The sequence below is a fragment of the Pseudomonas sp. PDM30 genome (assembly GCF_019218985.1).
In the GTDB taxonomy this organism is placed as follows: Bacteria; Pseudomonadota; Gammaproteobacteria; order Pseudomonadales; family Pseudomonadaceae; genus Aquipseudomonas; species Aquipseudomonas jessenii.
In genome coordinates this window covers 107,282-124,852 of record NZ_JAHUWM010000002.1, presented here as the reverse complement: position 1 = coordinate 124,852, position 17,571 = coordinate 107,282, and the positions used below count along the sequence as shown (strand labels likewise).

The window sequence follows — 17,571 nt, the reverse complement described above, 5'->3', positions numbered from 1 at the left end:
GCGGGAGCCTTGCGGCTCCCGCTGCGGCTTACCAGGTTTGGGTGGCCTTGAACTTCTCGATACCGGCTTTCATGCCAGCGTCGATTTCGTCATTGAAGTCACCTTTCACGTTGATCTTCGCCATCAAATCGGCGTGATCGCGGTTGAAGAAAGCAATCAGCGCTTGCTCGAAGCTGCCGATCTTGGCGATTTCAACGTCAGTCAGGAACCCACGCTCAGCGGCATACAGCGACAGCGCCATGTCAGCGATCGACATTGGTGCGTATTGCTTCTGCTTCATCAGCTCGGTAACGCGCTGACCATGCTCAAGTTGCTTACGGGTCGCTTCGTCCAGGTCAGAAGCGAACTGGGCGAATGCCGCCAGTTCACGGTACTGAGCCAGAGCGGTACGGATACCACCGGACAGCTTCTTGATGATCTTGGTCTGAGCGGCACCACCCACACGGGATACCGAAACACCGGCGTTCACTGCAGGACGGATGCCCGAGTTGAACATGGCCGATTCCAGGAAGATCTGACCGTCGGTGATGGAAATCACGTTGGTCGGAACGAACGCGGAAACGTCGCCAGCCTGGGTTTCGATGATCGGCAGTGCGGTCAGGGAACCGGTTTTGCCGGTCACTGCGCCGTTGGTGAACTTCTCTACGTATTCTTCCGAAACGCGGGATGCGCGCTCCAGCAGACGGGAGTGGAGATAGAACACGTCGCCTGGGTAAGCTTCACGGCCTGGTGGACGGCGCAGCAGCAGGGAAATCTGGCGGTAAGCCACTGCTTGCTTGGACAGATCGTCATAAACGATCAGCGCGTCTTCACCGCGGTCGCGGAAGAATTCACCCATGGTGCAACCGGAGTACGGTGCCAGGAATTGCAGCGCAGGAGATTCCGAAGCACTGGCAGCCACGATGATCGTGTTGGCCAGGGCGCCGTTTTCTTCCAGCTTGCGAACCACGTTGGCGATGGTCGATTGTTTCTGACCGATTGCTACGTAGACGCAGAAAATGCCGCTGTTCTTCTGGTTGATGATCGCGTCGATCGCCAGAGCGGTTTTACCGATCTGACGGTCACCGATGATCAGCTCACGCTGGCCACGGCCGACAGGGATCATGGCATCGACAGCCTTGTAGCCAGTCTGTACAGGCTGGTCTACCGACTTACGCCAGATCACGCCTGGAGCAACTTTCTCGACCGCGTCGGTCTCGGTGTTGCCCAGTGGACCTTTGCCGTCAACAGGGTTACCCAGTGCGTCGACTACGCGACCCAGCAGTTCCTTACCAACCGGAACTTCCAGGATGCGGCCAGTGCACTTGGCGCTCATGCCTTCAGCCAGAGACTGGTATGCGCCCAATACAACGGCACCTACGGAGTCTTGCTCCAGGTTGAGGGCCATACCGAAGACGCCGCCCGGAAACTCGATCATCTCGCCGTACATTACGTCGGCCAGACCGTGAATCCGCACGATACCGTCAGATACGCTGACGACAGTGCCTTCGTTACGGGCTTGGGAGGTCACATCGAGCTTGTCGATGCGGCCCTTGATAATTTCACTTATTTCGGAAGGATTGAGTTGCTGCATTGCTCTGCTGCCCCTTCAAACTCAAGATTTCAATGCTTCGGCAAGTTTCGCGATTTTGCCGCGAATCGAGCCATCGATAACCAGGTCGCCGGCGCGGATGACGACACCACCAATAAGGGCAGCGTCCTCCGCAACTTGCAGGCGCACTTCCCGGTTGAGTCGTGCACTGAGAACCTTGGCGAGTTTGTCTTGCTGTTCTTGGTTCAATGCAAAAGCACTGGTGACTTCAACGTCTACCGACTTCTCTTGTTCGGCCTTGTACAGGTCGAACAGAGCGGCGATCTCCGGCAACAGCGGGAGACGGTCGTTTTCGGCAACGACGTGGATGAAGTTCTGTGCCTTGGCATCAAACTTGTCGCCGCACACGTCAATAAACGTGGCGGCCTTTTCTGCGCTCGTCAGTCGCGGGGCCTTGAGCACGCGCTGCATGGTGTCGTCTTCCGACACCGCTGCAGCCAGGCCGAGCATGGCTGACCAATTGGCCAGTTGCTGGTGGGCCTGAGCGTGCTCGAAGGCCGCCTTAGCGTAAGGTCGGGCCAACGTGGTCAGTTCTGCCATGATCGCCCTCGCTTAGATTTCAGCAGCCAGTTGGTTAACCAGCTCTGCGTGCGCGTTTTGATCGATTGTGGCACCCAGGATCTTCTCGGCGCCGCCGACTGCCAGCAAGCCCACTTGGGCACGCAGCGCGTCTTTGACACTGTTCAGTTCCTGTTCGATCTCGGCCTGAGCCTGAACCTTCACACGGTCAGCGTCGACACGGGCCTTTTCAACAGCCTCTTCGACAATCTGGTTACCGCGTTTCTTGGCTTGCTCGATGATTTCAGCTGCCTGAGCTTTCGCTTCGCGCAGTTGGTGACCCGCTTTTTCTTGGGCCAACTCCAGGTCGCGAGCTGCACGGCTGGCAGCGTCCAGACCATCAGCGATCTTCTTTTGACGTTCGTGCAGTGCCGCAATGACCGGAGGCCATACGAACTTCATGCAGAACAGTACAAAAATCAGGAACGCAACGGACTGGCCAATCAGGGTCGCATTAATGTTCACGCCAACACCTCGCAGTTACGTTGTCCATCACACCAAATTACCCGGAAGATCCGAGTAATTAGCCAGCGATTTGACCAACGAACGGGTTCGCAAAGGTGAAGAACAGAGCGATACCAACACCGATCATGGTTACGGCGTCGAGCAGACCGGCAACGATGAACATTTTAACTTGCAGCATTGGAACCATTTCTGGCTGACGCGCTGCGCCTTCCAGGAACTTGCCGCCCAGCAGGCCGAAACCAATTGCGGTACCCAGTGCGCCCAGGCCGATCAACAGTGCAACAGCGATAGCGGTTAGACCAACTACAGTTTCCATCTTTCCTCCCGACTTTTACGTCGTATGGTTTAGGTTTTTTAGATTAAAGCGGTAAAACAAATCGTTTCAGATGCCCCGTAAGGAGCACCTTCCCGTTTTACCGGGAAGGACATCAGACTAGTCGAGACTGGCCTTAATGGTTTTCTTCGTGCGCCATCGACAGGTAGACGATGGTCAACATCATGAAGATGAACGCCTGCAGGGTGATGATCAGGATGTGGAACACAGCCCACGCCCACTGCAGAACAACGCCCAGGCCACTAAGCCAGAGCAGACCGCTGCCGAACATCACAGCAATCAGAATGAAGACCAGCTCGCCGGCGTACATGTTGCCGAACAGACGCAGAGCCAGGGAGATCGGCTTGGCGATCAGGGTCACGAATTCCAGCAGGAAGTTCACCGGAATCAGCAGGGCCTGAACGAAGATGTTCTTGCTGCCGAATGGGTGCAGGGTCAGCTCGCCGATGAAGCCGCCGAGGCCCTTGACCTTGATGCTGTAGAAAATGATCAGAGCGAAAACCGAGAACGCCATGCCCAAGGTCGCGTTCGGGTCGGTGGTCGACACGGCGCGGAACGGGATGTGTGCATCGCCGGAGATCCACATGGCTACTTGAGGAATCCAGTCGACCGGTACCAGGTCGACGGCGTTCATCAGGAACACCCAGACGAAGATGGTCAGTGCCAGCGGTGCAATCACCGGGCTACGGCCATGGAAGCTGTCTTTCACGCTGCCATCGACGAATTCGACCAATACTTCAACGAAGTTCTGCAAAGCACCAGGCTGACCGGAAGTCGCTTTCTTGGCCGCCATGCGGAAAAGAAGAACGAAGATCAGACCCAATGCGACCGACCAGCCGAGAGTATCGACGTGGAAAGCCCAGAAGCCCATTTCTTTGGCTTCTGCTGCGGTGTGGGCAAAGCCCCAGCCGCCGGTAGGGTGCTGACCGAAGGTCAGGTTCTGCAAGTGGTGCTGGATATAGCCCGAAGCGGTTGTTTCTGCCATGGTTGCCTCAAACGCCCTAAGGTCTCGAAAGTCTTGTTCTCATCAGCAGGGGAGCGAACCAGCTGACCGACTGAGTCAGCACGAAGGCACCGAATACTGCAATCGGCGCCAGTGGCTTCACACCTGCAAACACCAGTGCAAACAGCACTGCCGTCAAAATCAGTTTGCCTGCCTCGCCGGCATAAAAAGACCGGACGATGGACTGGGCTGCTCGGGCGCCGGAAAACCGAAATGCCCTGTGAGCGAAATAAATATTGGGTAGCAAGGCTATCAGGCCTCCGCAGAGTCCCGAGTACCCGGCAACGACTCCATATCGGTACCAGAGCGCCAAAGCGGCGATCAGCAACACGACAAATTGAGCCATTAACACCGGAAAAACTGCCAGGCGATGGAAGGGCAGGCGGTTTGGCGTGCGGGTTTCCATCACTTTTACTCCCCAATGGTCGGCTGCCGAAATTCAATAACTTGGCATAATTTGTGCCGACAAAATGCGCGCAGAGTATAGGGGCGGTTCTGCCCCTATTCAACTGTCAGGTAGTGATTTCCGACTGCGCGCTACATGAGGAAATGTTTCAGCGGATATGTGCAAGTACGCCTTGAAGCTCATCCAGTGAGTTGTAGCCAATCACCAACTGCCCTTTACCCTTCTTACCGTGGCGGATCTGCACCGCAGAGCCTAGGCGCTCGGCCAGGCGCTGTTCGAGACGGGCGATATCCGGGTCCGGTTTTGCCGCTTCCACAGGCTCCGGTTTACCACTCAACCACTGGCGAACCAGTGCCTCGGTTTGGCGCACGGTCAGACCGCGTGCGACAACATGTCGCGCCCCTTCAACCTGTTGAATTTCCGGCAAACCGAGCAAAGCACGGGCATGACCCATTTCCAGGTCGCCGTGGGACAACATGGTCTTGATGACTTCCGGCAAGGAAATCAGGCGCAACAGGTTGGCCACGGTCACCCGGGACTTGCCCACAGCCTCGGCCACCTGTTGCTGGGTCAGCTGGAACTCCTGCTGCAACCGCTGCAGGGCCACCGCTTCTTCAATCGGGTTCAGGTCTTCGCGCTGAATGTTCTCGATCAGCGCGATGGCGATCGCGGTTTCATCGGGTACATCGCGAACCATCGCCGGGATGGTTTCCTGCCCGGCCTGCTGGCTGGCGCGCCAGCGGCGTTCGCCGGCAATGATTTCAAAGCGGCCGCTGCCGATCGGGCGAACCACGATGGGCTGCATGACGCCCTGGGCCTTGATCGATTGCGCCAGCTCTTCGAGCGCCTGCGGATCCATGTCACGACGCGGCTGGTACTTGCCGCGCTGGAGCAGATCCAGGGGGAGATGTTGCAGCTCACGCTGATCGGCTTGCGCCGCTTGTTCTTCCAGCGAGCTGACAGTCGGACCACTCAACAGAGCATCCAGTCCACGTCCGAGACCTCGTTTCTTGACGGCCATGGGGATTCCTTAAGTTGCCTGAGCAGCGGCGATGCGTGAGTTTTTGCGTTGACGACGAACCATTTCGCCCGCCAATGCCAGGTAGGCAACGGCGCCTCGCGAAGCTTTGTCGTACGCCAGCGCCGGCATGCCGTAGCTTGGCGCTTCGGCCAGACGGATATTGCGCGGAATGACGGTGTCGTAGAGCTGCTCGCCGAAGTGTTCCTTGAGCTGCGCCGAGACATCGTTCATCAGGCTCAGGCGTGGGTCGTACATCGTACGCAGCAGGCCTTCGACCTTGAGATTCGGGTTCAGCAGTTCAGAGATACGCTTGATGTTATCCACAAGGTCGCTCAAGCCTTCGAGTGCGAAGTACTCGCACTGCATGGGGATAATGACCCCGTCAGCGGCAACCAGTGCGTTCAAGGTCAGCATCGACAGCGACGGCGGGCAGTCGATCAGGATGTAATCGTAGTTTTCCCGGATCGGCGCCAGCGCGCTGCGCAGACGGCTTTCCTTCATCTGCATTTCCAGCAGCACCACTTCGGCCGCGGTGAGATCGCGGTTGGCCGGCAACAGCTGGTAACCACCGTGTTCGGAGAAGTGCATGGCCTGGGCCAGATCACATTCTCCGATCAGCAGGTCGTAGACCGAGTTTTCCAGGCCATGTTTATCCACACCGCTACCCATGGTGGCGTTGCCCTGTGGATCAAGATCGATCAACAGCACCCGGCGCTTGGTCGCGACCAGGGATGCTGCGAGGTTGATGCAGGTGGTGGTTTTGCCCACGCCACCCTTTTGGTTCGCAATCGCGAATACCTTAGCCATTCTTGCTTGTGTTCCCAATCATGCCGTGCGGCGCAGTATCAGCAGATGGCGTTGGCCTTGGCAACCAGGTACGGCCAGGGCGTGTTCGCTATCGAGGTGGAAGTCTGCCGGCAATGCTACCAGCTCATCGGCCGGATGAACGCCCTTCATTGCCAGCCAGCGTGTTTCGCTATCGCCGAGGTGGCGCGTCCAGTTACTGAAGTTCTCCATGCTGCTGAACGCCCGGGAAATGATTCCGTTGAAGGGCTGTGCAGGCTGGAAGGCTTCGACGCGACTGTGGATAACTTGCAGGTTATCCAGTTTGAGTTCGAGTTTGACCTGGGTCAGGAAGCGGGTTTTCTTGCCGTTGCTGTCCAGGCAAGTCACTTGCGACTCTGGAAACAGGATGGCCAACGGAATGCCCGGCATACCACCGCCGCTGCCAACGTCCAGCCACCGGCCGTTTTCGACGAACGACATCACGCTCAAACTATCGAGCAAGTGGCGGGAGACCATCTCGTCCGGATCGCGTACCGCGGTCAGGTTGTAAGCCTTGTTCCATTTTATCAACAGGGACAGATAACCCAGCAGCTGCGCGTGCTGGGTTTCTGTCAGCGTGACACCGAGCTGGCGAGCACCTGTGGATAACTCTTCTGCGTGTTGCGGAGTGACCAACGAACTCAAGCGCTTTGCTCCAACTGACGGCCCGCGCCGCGTTTTTTCAAATGAATCATCAACAGCGAAATGGCTGCCGGCGTAACGCCCGGTATACGCGAGGCCTGGCCCAAGGTTTCTGGACGGGTCGCGCCGAGCTTGCTCTGGATCTCCTTGGAGAGACCGGAAATATTCGTGTAATCGATATCCACAGGCAGTTTGGTGTCTTCGCTGGCGCGCAAGCGGGCGATTTCATCCTGTTGACGATCGATGTAACCGGCGTATTTGGTCTTGATTTCGACCTGTTCGGCGACCTGTGGATCGTCTGCCCCGCCACCGGTCACTTCGATCAGACCAGCGTAGTCGATTTCCGGACGGCTCAAGAGATTGAGCAGGTTGTATTCGTGAGTCAGCGGTGTGCCGAATTTTTCGGCAATCGCATCGCCCTGTTCGGTGCCTGGGCGGACCCAGGTACTTTTCAGGCGCTGCTCTTCCAGTTCGATGCTTTCGCGTTTTTTGCAGAAAGCCGCCCAGCGCATGTCATCCACCAGACCCAGTTCGCGACCTTTTTCGGTCAAACGCAGGTCGGCGTTGTCCTCGCGCAGAATCAGGCGGTACTCGGCACGGGAAGTGAACATGCGGTACGGCTCTTGGGTACCGAGGGTGATCAGGTCGTCGACCAGCACGCCGATATAGGCCTCGTCGCGACGCGGGCACCAAGCCTCTTTGCCTTGCGCACGCAGTGCAGCGTTGGTCCCGGCGAGCAAACCCTGGGCACCGGCTTCTTCGTAACCGGTTGTGCCGTTGATTTGCCCGGCGAAGAACAAGCCGCCGATGACTTTGGTCTCCAGGCTGTATTTCAAATCGCGTGGATCGAAGTAGTCGTACTCGATCGCGTAGCCCGGACGCACGATGTGCGCGTTTTCCATGCCGCGGATCGATTGCACGATCTGCAATTGCACGTCGAACGGCAAGCTTGTGGATATCCCGTTCGGATACAGCTCATGGGTGGTCAAACCTTCCGGTTCGATAAACACCTGATGGCTTTCCTTGTCGGCGAAGCGATGGATCTTGTCTTCGATCGACGGGCAATAACGCGGGCCGATCCCTTCGATCTCACCGGCAGCGGAATACATCGGCGAACGGTCGAGGTTCGCGGCAATGATTTCGTGGGTGCGCGCATTCGTGTGGGTAATCCAGCAGCTGACTTGCTTCGGATGCTGCTCTTTTGACCCCATGAACGACATCACCGGGATAGGCGTATCACCCGGTTGCTCGGACATCACCGAGAAATCCACAGACCGACCGTCGATACGTGGCGGAGTACCGGTTTTCAAACGACCCACGCGCAATGGCAGTTCACGCAGACGGTGAGCCAGCGCGATCGATGGCGGATCACCGGCGCGACCGCCGGAAAAATTCTGCAAACCGATGTGGATAAGTCCACCGAGGAACGTACCAGTGGTCAACACCACGGAATCAGCGAAGAAACGCAGGCCCATTTGGGTGACAACACCACGGACTTGTTCCTGCTCGACGATCAGATCGTCAGCGGCCTGTTGAAATATCCACAGGTTCGGCTGGTTCTCCAGGATTTCGCGGACAGCTGCCTTGTACAGAACCCGGTCTGCCTGCGCGCGGGTTGCTCGCACGGCCGGGCCTTTGCGGCTGTTCAACACGCGAAACTGGATACCGCCTTTATCGGTAGCCATGGCCATCGCGCCGCCGAGGGCGTCGATTTCCTTGACCAGGTGGCTTTTGCCGATCCCGCCAATGGCCGGGTTGCAACTCATGGCACCGAGGGTTTCCACGTTATGCGTCAGCAATAGGGTTTTAACCCCCATACGTGCTGAGGCCAGTGCTGCCTCGGTACCGGCATGACCGCCGCCGATGACGATCACTTCAAAACGGGAAGGGAAATCCACCACGCACCTCGTGCCTGCTTAAGTAGGTAATTCAGGAATAGTTTGAGCTCAGGTTTTTGGACCTGGTCGACAAGTATAGGGACTTCGCCCTTCCTAAAGAACCCTTTGCACAAAATTTAACCAGCTGTGGAAAAGTCGGAGTTATAGAAATTAAAAAGAAAGAAATTTATTAAATCTTTGTTTTTATGTTTATTTCTATGCACCTACCTTTCTGTGGATAGATTGCTATAGCCCTTTATTTTCAATGTGTACAGAGATTCAAAACCCTGTGTTCATGTGCCAATGAGGCCCTTGGATAACCGGTTTAAGCCTGTGGATGAAAGGGGTGGTTATCCACAGAGGCGGTTATGTCCAGTTTTCGAGCCCTGTTATCAACTGACCTTAGCCGCGGTTATTCACAGGGCTTAATCCACAGAAAAGTGCCGTTCGCTCGAAATTCGGGTGCAGGAATTCCGCTCAAGCAGACGAAGTCCGCTCGGCACTGGAAGTTTTTTTCAGAAAAGGAGAGAACAGACAGGCACGAATGGCCTGTCTGTGAATAACAGGAGGGCTACTTACCGATACAGAAACTGGAAAAAATCCGCCCCAGCAGGTCATCGGAACTGAAAGCACCGGTGATTTCACCCAGCGACTGCTGAGCCTGGCGCAAATCCTCGGCCAACAACTCGCCAGCACCGGCCAGGGTCAATTGGGCACGGCCATGCTCGAGGGCCGCACTGGCATGACGTAGCGCCTCAAGGTGTCGCCGGCGAGCGCTGAAGCTGCTTTCGGACGTTTGTTCATAGCCCATGCAGGCCTTGAGGTGATCACGCAGCAGCTCCAGCCCGACACCACCCGACTTGGCGCTCAGGCTGATGGTGACATGGCCGTCCTGGCTGACCTCCAGCGCAATGGCTTCGCCCGTAAGATCGGCTTTGTTGCGGATCAGGGTGACTTTCGCGGGATCGGGACGGATTTCGAGAAACTCCGGCCAGAGTGCGAAAGGATCGAGGGCTTCCGGTGCAGTGGCATCAACCACCAACAGTACCCGATCGGCTTCGCCGATAGCTTTCAAGGCACGCTCGACGCCGATTTTTTCCACATGATCATCGGTATCGCGCAGACCGGCGGTATCCACGACGTGCAGCGGCATGCCATCGATGTGGATATGTTCGCGAAGCACGTCACGGGTGGTGCCGGCAATTTCGGTCACGATCGCCGCTTCACGCCCGGCCAGGGCATTGAGCAGGCTGGATTTACCGGCATTCGGACGACCGGCAATGACCACGGTCATACCGTCACGCAGCAAGGCGCCCTGCCCGGCTTCGCGCATGACGGTGGATAACTCGTCGCGCACCTTGTCGAGCATGCTCAGGACGTGGCCATCGGCGAGGAAGTCGATTTCCTCTTCCGGAAAATCGATGGCCGCTTCGACATAGATGCGCAAGCCGATCAATTGCTCGGTGAGGTTATGCACACGTGACGAGAAAGCACCTTGCAGGGAGCGCAATGCGTTTCGCGCAGCCTGGGCAGAACTGGCTTCAATCAGGTCGGCAATGGCTTCGGCCTGGGCGAGGTCCAGTTTGTCGTTGAGGAAGGCGCGCTCACTGAATTCCCCCGGCCGGGCGAGACGGCAACCCAGTTCCAGGCAGCGCTTGAGCAACATATCCAGAACAATCGGACCGCCATGGCCTTGCAGCTCCAGCACATCTTCGCCTGTGAACGAGTTCGGGCCGGGGAAATACAAGGCAATGCCCTGGTCCAGCACCTCGTCGTTTTCACTGAAAAACGGACCGTAGTGGGCAAATCGCGGCTTGAGCTCGCGACCGCTGAAGGCCTTGGCCGCAACGCTGGCCAACGGCCCGGAAATACGCACGATGCCTACACCGCCGCGACCTTGAGCGGTGGCGACGGCTGCGATGGTTTCGCGAGGAACGCTCATAAACCGGTATCCAGACAAAAGTGACAGATAGCAAAACGCCCCACTAGGGGGCGTTTTGAGTGGTTATCCACAGTGTAAATCAGGCAGCTGCTTTAGCGGCCGCTTCGATTTTACGCGTGATGTACCACTGTTGTGCGATGGACAGCACGTTGTTTACAACCCAGTACAGCACCAGACCGGCCGGGAACCACAGGAAGAAGAAGGTGAAGATGATTGGCATCAGCTTCATTACCTTGGCCTGCATCGGATCCGGAGGAGTCGGGTTCAACTGCTGCTGAATGAACATGGTTGCGCCCATGATGATCGGCAGAATGAAGAACGGATCCTTGATCGACAGGTCAGTAATCCACAGCATGAACGGCGCTTGGCGCATTTCAACGCTTTCCAGCAGAACCCAGTACAGCGAGAGGAAAACCGGCATCTGCACGAGGATTGGCAAGCAACCACCCAGCGGATTGATCTTCTCTTTCTTGTACAGTTCCATCATGGCTTGCGACATTTTCTGCCGGTCATCGCCATGTTGCTCTTTCAGCGCGGCCAGTTTCGGCGCCACTGCACGCATGCGCGCCATGGATTTGTAGCTGGCAGCCGACAGCGGGAAGAAGATCCCTTTGATCAGCATGGTCAGGAAGATGATCGACCAGCCCCAGTTACCCACAATGGCGTGGATGTGTTGCAGCAACCAGAAGATCGGTTGGGCGATGAACCACAGAATGCCGTAGTCGACCGTCAGTTCCAGACCTGGGGACAACTCTTTGAGCACGGCCTGGCTTTTCGGACCGGCGTACAGAACAGCGCTGGTCTCGGCCTTGGCACCCGGCGCAACACTCATCGATGGGCCGGTGTAGCCGATGATGTAGTTGCCTTTGCTGTCTTTACGGGTCTGGACGACGTTGTTTTCGCCCTTGGCCGGAATCCATGCGGTCACGAAGTAGTGCTGCAACCAGGCAACCCAACCGCCTGTGACGGTTTCTTTCAGCGGCGCCTTGTCCATGTCCTTCATGGACACTTTCTTGTACGGCTCGGAACTTGTCCACAGGGCGGCGCCCAGGTAAGTCGCGGTGCCGGTAGCCGTAGTCGATGAAGGATCGGCGCTGGCGTCGCGCTTCAACTGGGCGAACATCGCACCATTCCAGGGCTGGGCGCTCTGGTTGTCGACCAGGTAGGAAACGGTTACGTCATACAGGCCGCGTTTCAGGGTGAAACGCTTGATGTAGTTGACGCCGTCTTTGCTGAACTTCAGGTCTACGACCAATTGGTCCTGACCGTCAGCCAGCTGATAAATCTTCTTCTCCGAGGAATAAACCGGACGACCGGCCGGATTTGCATCCGGACCGTTGGTGCCGATCAGACCGCTTTGCGCCAGATAAGTACGTTCGCCGCCGTTATCGAACAGCTGGAACGGAATTTCCGGGTGATCCTGACGACGCGGATACAGCGGCAGGGTCAACTGGGCAACATCGCCACCTTGTGGGTCGACAGCCAGGTCCAGTACATCCGTTTTGATCTGGATGAGGTCCTTGCTCACAGCCACCGGCGTTTCGGCAGGTGCGCTGGTGTCGCTTGCAGCACGTGGAATGTCGTCACTGGCAGAAGCGTTGGAGCCAGATGCCGTATCCGGCAGGCCCGATGCAGTCGTATTGGTGGCAACATTCTGAGTCGGCAGGGCAGCCTGGCCATAGTCCTGGTTCCATTTAAGAACCATAACGTAGGACACGATTGCCAGGGCGACGATCAGGATCGTGCGTTTGATATCCATGATTACTCGGCCATCGAAGAAGAACGGGAGGTAGGGATAGGTGGAACCGGGTCATAACCACCGGGATTCCACGGATGACAGCGACCTAAACGACGAAAGGTCAGCCAGCCACCGCGAAGAAGGCCATGATTTTCGATGGCTTCTAACGCGTAGCAGGAACAACTGGGGTAGAAACGACAGTGACTGGCCATCATGGGACTAATGGCATAGCGATAAAACTGGATCGGAACGAGTGCCAGTTTACGCATCTGGACTGTCTACCCCTACAGTTTCGGTTTTGACTGCTGGTACTGGCGAACTGCGAGCCAGTCGTTTCCAGAGTTTGCCGAAATGCTGAATCAATTTGGGGTTTTCTACGTCGCCCAAACCTTTGCGCGCGACGATAACAATGTCCCAGCCGACCAGAGAATCCTGGTTCAGGCGAAACGATTCGCGCATCAGACGTTTGAGGCGATTGCGCTCGACGGAGAGCTTTACGCTCTTTTTCCCGATTACCAACCCGAGACGGGGGTGATCAAGATCGTTGTTGCGCGCAAGGAGCAGGAGATTTTTCCCCGGAACCTTGCCGGTAGGGGAGTCAAAGACTGCCTTGAATTGCCGGGGGGTAAGCAGACGCTTTTCCCGACTGAAGTCCTGACTCACCTCCAGTGCCGGATTATCAAACTGCCAGACGCGCACGACCTTTGGCGCGACGACGCGACAGGACGGCACGACCGTTCTTGGTAGCCATGCGAGCACGGAAACCGTGGGTACGAGCGCGTTTGATAGTGCTTGGTTGGAAAGTACGTTTCATTGTCGTGTTACCTGGTTCGTCCACAACGGGCCGGAATGGCCCCCGTTTTAAGAGACCGGGGATTCTAGAGAAAGCAAGCCTTCAGGTCAATTTCCAACCAACGTTTCCTTATAAATAGATCTCCAGAGGTTTTTCAGCACTTGCACCTTGCGTAGATATAAAAATAAGAAAGGAAAGTATTTAAAGCTTTTCTGTAAAGCTTATAAAAGCTAGGCTCGCCATCTTCTGTGGATAACTCGATTCAGCCCTTGTTTTACCTGCTGTACAGAGAATGACAACTACGGTGGAAAACAGTGTTCAGCCTGTGCTGCGCTGTCGGATAACCTGTGTGTGAAAGGTCGCTTTATCCACAGGCCGGTTATCCACCGAGTTTCGCCCCCACTTGTGCAGTGACCTTAACCCCGGTTATCCACAGAGCTTATGCACAGACCACTGGTCGCCTTTTTTGCGTATGAAACGGTGATTCTTCTTGGTCGATGAACCACCTTCGTGTGGATAAGTCGGCGTCTGGTCGCTACAATGGCCGCTTGTTTTTGCCTCACCGGCTTTCAACTTAGGGGATATCCGTGTCAGTGGAACTTTGGCAGCAGTGCGTGGAGCTTCTGCGCGATGAGCTGCCTGCCCAACAATTCAACACTTGGATCCGTCCACTACAGGTCGAAGCCGAAGGCGACGAGTTGCGTGTGTATGCACCCAATCGTTTTGTTCTGGACTGGGTCAACGAAAAGTACCTGGGGCGTGTTCTCGAATTGCTCGATGAGCACGGCAATGGCATGGCGCCTGCGCTTTCCTTATTAATAGGCAGCAAACGCAGTTCGGCACCCCGTGCCGCGCCAAACGCTCCCCTGGCTGCTGCGGCTTCCCAGGCCCAGGCTGCTCAAGCACCCGTCAGTCCGCCGCCGGCACCTGCCGCCGTGTCGACCAAGCGTGCGACGCAAAAAGTGGCTGAAGTCTCCGAGGAAGAACCTTCCCGTGACAGCTTCGACCCGATGGCCGGAGCCAGTTCGCAACAGGCACCTGTGCGCGCCGAGCAACGTACCGTGCAGGTCGAAGGTGCGCTCAAGCACACCAGTTACCTGAACCGCACCTTTACCTTCGAGAATTTCGTTGAAGGTAAATCCAACCAGCTGGCGCGCGCCGCCGCCTGGCAGGTGGCAGACAACCCCAAGCACGGTTACAACCCACTCTTCCTTTATGGTGGTGTCGGCCTGGGTAAAACCCACTTGATGCACGCTGTGGGTAACCATCTATTAAAGAAGAACCCGAATGCCAAGGTGGTGTACCTGCATTCCGAGCGTTTCGTGGCGGACATGGTCAAGGCCCTGCAACTGAACGCGATCAACGAGTTCAAACGCTTCTACCGTTCGGTGGATGCGTTGCTGATCGATGACATTCAGTTCTTCGCCCGCAAGGAGCGTTCCCAGGAAGAGTTTTTCCACACCTTCAACGCCTTGCTCGAAGGTGGGCAGCAGGTCATTCTCACCAGTGACCGCTACCCGAAGGAAATCGAAGGCCTTGAAGAACGCCTCAAATCCCGTTTTGGCTGGGGCCTGACCGTAGCGGTCGAGCCGCCGGAGCTGGAAACCCGCGTGGCGATCCTGATGAAGAAGGCCGATCAGGCCAAAGTCGAGTTGCCTCACGACGCCGCGTTCTTCATTGCCCAACGCATTCGCTCCAACGTCCGTGAGCTGGAAGGCGCGCTCAAGCGCGTGATCGCCCACTCGCACTTCATGGGCCGCGATATCACCATCGAGCTGATTCGCGAATCCCTTAAGGACTTGTTGGCGTTGCAGGATAAACTGGTCTCTGTGGATAACATTCAGCGCACTGTCGCCGAGTACTACAAGATCAAGATCTCCGACTTGCTGTCCAAACGCCGTTCGCGTTCGGTCGCTCGTCCGCGTCAGGTCGCCATGGCGTTGTCCAAGGAACTGACCAACCACAGCCTGCCGGAAATCGGCGATGTGTTTGGCGGCCGCGACCATACGACGGTCTTGCACGCGTGCCGCAAGATCAACGAACTTAAGGAATCCGACGCGGACATCCGCGAGGACTACAAGAACCTGCTGCGTACACTGACCACTTGATGAACACCAGCGCAGCTAATTAAGGCAAGGGACTAGACCATGCATTTCACCATTCAACGCGAAGCCCTGTTGAAACCCCTGCAACTGGTCGCAGGCGTCGTCGAACGCCGACAGACCTTGCCGGTACTTTCCAACGTGCTGCTGGTTGTCGAAGGCCAGCAATTGTCGCTGACCGGTACCGACCTGGAAGTCGAGCTGGTCGGTCGTGTTCAACTCGAAGAGCCGGCGGATCCGGGCTCCATCACCGTGCCGGCGCGCAAGCTGATGGACATCTGCAAAAGCCTGCCGAACGATGCGCTGATCGACATCAAGGTCGACGAGCAGAAGCTTGTGGTCAAGGCTGGCCGTAGCCGCTTCACCCTGTCGACACTGCCGGCCAACGACTTCCCTACCGTTGAAGAAGGCCCGGGTTCGCTGACCTGCAGCCTGGAGCAAAGCAAGCTGCGTCGTCTGATCGAACGCACCAGCTTCGCCATGGCCCAGCAGGACGTGCGTTACTACCTCAACGGCATGCTGCTGGAAGTTTCCGCGGGTGTGATCCGCGCGGTAGCCACCGACGGCCACCGTCTGGCCATGTGCTCGATGCAGGCCGACATCGGCCAGCCGGATCGTCACCAGGTCATCGTGCCGCGCAAAGGTATCCTCGAACTGGCTCGCCTGCTCACCGAGCCGGACGGCAATGTCAGCATCGTGCTGGGTCAGCATCACATCCGCGCCACCACCGGTGAGTTCACCTTCACCTCGAAGCTGGTTGACGGAAAATTCCCGGACTACGAGCGAGTTCTGCCTAAGGGTGGCGACAAGCTGGTTCTTGGTGATCGTCAGGCTCTGCGCGAAGCGTTCAGCCGTACCGCCATTCTGTCCAACGAGAAGTACCGTGGTATCCGTCTGCAACTGGCCAGCGGTCAGCTGAAGATCCAGGCGAACAACCCGGAGCAGGAAGAAGCGGAAGAAGAAGTGGGCGTTGAATACAACGGCGGCTCTCTGGAAATCGGCTTCAACGTGAGCTACCTGCTCGACGTACTGGGCGTGATGACCACCGAGCAGGTTCGTCTGATCCTGTCCGACTCCAACAGCAGCGCGCTGGTGCAGGAATCGGATAACGACGACTCGGCCTACGTTGTCATGCCGATGCGTCTGTAATCATGTTCAGCAGAAGCTAGATGTCCTTAAGTCGCGTCTCGGTCACCGCGGTGCGCAATCTGCACCCGGTGACCTTCTCCCCCTCCCCCCGCATCAATATTCTTTACGGCGCCAACGGCAGCGGCAAAACCAGTGTTCTGGAAGCCATCCATCTGCTGGGGCTTGCCCGTTCGTTTCGCAGCACCCGTCTGTTGCCGGTCATTCAATACGAACAGCTTGCCTGTACGGTATTTGGCCAGGTTGAACTGGCGGAGGGCGGGCATAGCGCCTTGGGTATTTCCCGGGATCGCCAAGGGGAATTCCAGATCCGTATCGATGGGCAGAACGCTCGCAGCGCCGCGCAACTGGCCGAGATCTTGCCACTGCAACTGATCAATCCGGATAGCTTTCGATTGCTGGAAGGCGCGCCGAAGATTCGCCGACAGTTTCTCGACTGGGGTGTGTTCCACGTGGAACCGCGCTTCATGTCAACCTGGCAGCGCTTGCAGAAGGCCCTGCGCCAGAGAAACTCTTGGCTGCGGCATGGTACACTTGACGCCGTTTCGCAAGCGGTTTGGGACAGGGAACTGTGCCAGGCCAGCGCTGAAATCGATGAATACCGCCGCGCTTATATCAAAGCCTTGAAACCAGTCTTTGAACAAACCTTGAGCGAACTGGTTGAGCTTGAAGGCTTGACGCTCAGCTATTACCGCGGCTGGGACAAGGACCGTGAACTGAGTGCTGTGCTCGCCGGGTCTCTTCAGCGGGACCAGCAAATGGGACATACCCAGGCCGGACCACAACGCGCTGATTTGCGGCTCAGACTGGGCGCGCACAACGCCGCGGACATCTTGTCCCGAGGCCAGCAGAAGTTGGTGGTTTGCGCATTACGGATTGCCCAAGGGCACTTGGTCAGCCAGGCTCGACGCGGTCAGTGTATTTATCTGGTGGATGACTTGCCGTCCGAACTGGACGAGCACCACCGTCGCGCCCTTTGCCGCTTGTTGGAAGACTTACGCTGCCAGGTATTTATCACCTGTGTAGATCACGAATTATTGAGGGAAGGCTGGCAGACGGAAACGCCAGTCGCTCTGTTCCACGTGGAACAGGGCCGTATCACCCAGACCCACGACCATCGGGAGTGAA

At 57.0% G+C, this 17,571-nt stretch carries 18 protein-coding genes; 3 read left to right on the top strand and 15 right to left on the bottom strand.

Going from position 1 to position 17,571, the window contains the following annotated elements:
• Positions 1-28: 28 nt before the first annotated feature.
• From atpA to rpmH, 15 genes are all read right to left on the bottom strand, one after another.
• Positions 29-1,573, bottom strand: coding sequence for a F0F1 ATP synthase subunit alpha (gene atpA / locus KW840_RS04590; RefSeq protein WP_030132553.1), 1,545 nt, complete (start codon positions 1,571-1,573; stop codon positions 29-31).
• Positions 1,574-1,594: 21 nt separating this feature from the next.
• Positions 1,595-2,131: a F0F1 ATP synthase subunit delta gene (locus KW840_RS04585; RefSeq protein ID WP_008045680.1), complete on the bottom strand. Its 537-nt coding sequence runs from the start codon at positions 2,129-2,131 to the stop codon at positions 1,595-1,597.
• 12 nt (positions 2,132-2,143) lie between these two features.
• Positions 2,144-2,614 carry a F0F1 ATP synthase subunit B gene (locus tag KW840_RS04580; protein WP_008045681.1) on the bottom strand — a complete coding sequence of 157 codons (471 nt, stop codon included), beginning with the start codon at positions 2,612-2,614 and terminating at the stop codon, positions 2,144-2,146.
• A 58-nt stretch (positions 2,615-2,672) separates the two neighbouring features.
• Positions 2,673-2,930 (bottom strand): F0F1 ATP synthase subunit C, encoded by a 258-nt coding sequence (gene atpE / locus KW840_RS04575; RefSeq protein WP_003097235.1) that lies wholly within the window; start codon positions 2,928-2,930, stop codon positions 2,673-2,675.
• A 133-nt stretch (positions 2,931-3,063) separates the two neighbouring features.
• On the bottom strand, positions 3,064-3,933 hold the full coding sequence (gene atpB / locus KW840_RS04570) for a F0F1 ATP synthase subunit A (RefSeq protein ID WP_090452265.1): 870 nt from the start codon (positions 3,931-3,933) through the stop codon (positions 3,064-3,066).
• A gap of 16 nt (positions 3,934-3,949) precedes the next feature.
• Positions 3,950-4,357, bottom strand: coding sequence for a F0F1 ATP synthase subunit I (locus KW840_RS04565; protein WP_057712661.1), 408 nt, complete (start codon positions 4,355-4,357; stop codon positions 3,950-3,952).
• 148 nt (positions 4,358-4,505) lie between these two features.
• On the bottom strand, positions 4,506-5,378 hold the full coding sequence (locus KW840_RS04560; protein ID WP_057712660.1) for a ParB/RepB/Spo0J family partition protein: 873 nt from the start codon (positions 5,376-5,378) through the stop codon (positions 4,506-4,508).
• A gap of 9 nt (positions 5,379-5,387) precedes the next feature.
• On the bottom strand, positions 5,388-6,185 hold the full coding sequence (locus tag KW840_RS04555) for a ParA family protein (RefSeq protein ID WP_046038783.1): 798 nt from the start codon (positions 6,183-6,185) through the stop codon (positions 5,388-5,390).
• Between the two features lie 18 nt (positions 6,186-6,203).
• Positions 6,204-6,848, bottom strand: a complete 645-nt coding sequence (gene rsmG / locus KW840_RS04550; protein WP_057712659.1) for a 16S rRNA (guanine(527)-N(7))-methyltransferase RsmG — start codon at positions 6,846-6,848, stop codon at positions 6,204-6,206.
• Positions 6,845-8,743 (bottom strand): tRNA uridine-5-carboxymethylaminomethyl(34) synthesis enzyme MnmG, encoded by a 1,899-nt coding sequence (gene mnmG, locus KW840_RS04545; RefSeq protein ID WP_218494552.1) that lies wholly within the window; start codon positions 8,741-8,743, stop codon positions 6,845-6,847. Before mnmG ends, rsmG begins: the two co-directional genes overlap by 4 nt.
• Before the next feature lie 550 nt (positions 8,744-9,293).
• Positions 9,294-10,664 (bottom strand): tRNA uridine-5-carboxymethylaminomethyl(34) synthesis GTPase MnmE, encoded by a 1,371-nt coding sequence (gene mnmE / locus KW840_RS04540; RefSeq protein ID WP_090452271.1) that lies wholly within the window; start codon positions 10,662-10,664, stop codon positions 9,294-9,296.
• A gap of 79 nt (positions 10,665-10,743) precedes the next feature.
• Positions 10,744-12,423 (bottom strand): membrane protein insertase YidC, encoded by a 1,680-nt coding sequence (gene yidC / locus KW840_RS04535; RefSeq protein ID WP_057712656.1) that lies wholly within the window; start codon positions 12,421-12,423, stop codon positions 10,744-10,746.
• Between the two features lie 2 nt (positions 12,424-12,425).
• A complete protein-coding gene (gene yidD, locus KW840_RS04530) occupies positions 12,426-12,671 on the bottom strand; it encodes a membrane protein insertion efficiency factor YidD (protein ID WP_150733942.1) in 246 nt (81 codons plus the stop codon).
• Positions 12,664-13,065, bottom strand: a complete 402-nt coding sequence (gene rnpA / locus KW840_RS04525) for a ribonuclease P protein component (protein ID WP_218494802.1) — start codon at positions 13,063-13,065, stop codon at positions 12,664-12,666. The genes yidD and rnpA overlap by 8 nt, the downstream gene beginning before the upstream one ends.
• Before the next feature lie 16 nt (positions 13,066-13,081).
• Positions 13,082-13,216 (bottom strand): 50S ribosomal protein L34, encoded by a 135-nt coding sequence (gene rpmH, locus KW840_RS04520; protein ID WP_003213577.1) that lies wholly within the window; start codon positions 13,214-13,216, stop codon positions 13,082-13,084.
• A 566-nt stretch (positions 13,217-13,782) separates the two neighbouring features.
• On the opposite strand from rpmH, the gene dnaA reads away from it, so the two are divergent.
• The 3 genes from dnaA to recF are packed head-to-tail and all read left to right on the top strand — an operon-like array spanning position 13,783 to position 17,570.
• Positions 13,783-15,303, top strand: a complete 1,521-nt coding sequence (dnaA, locus tag KW840_RS04515) for a chromosomal replication initiator protein DnaA (RefSeq protein ID WP_057712654.1) — start codon at positions 13,783-13,785, stop codon at positions 15,301-15,303.
• Positions 15,304-15,342: 39 nt separating this feature from the next.
• Complete coding sequence (gene dnaN, locus KW840_RS04510; protein ID WP_007969885.1) at positions 15,343-16,446, top strand: DNA polymerase III subunit beta; 1,104 nt, start codon at positions 15,343-15,345, stop codon at positions 16,444-16,446.
• Between the two features lie 20 nt (positions 16,447-16,466).
• Positions 16,467-17,570, top strand: coding sequence for a DNA replication/repair protein RecF (recF, locus tag KW840_RS04505; protein WP_007969883.1), 1,104 nt, complete (start codon positions 16,467-16,469; stop codon positions 17,568-17,570).
• The last annotated feature ends 1 nt before the right edge of the window (position 17,571 follow it).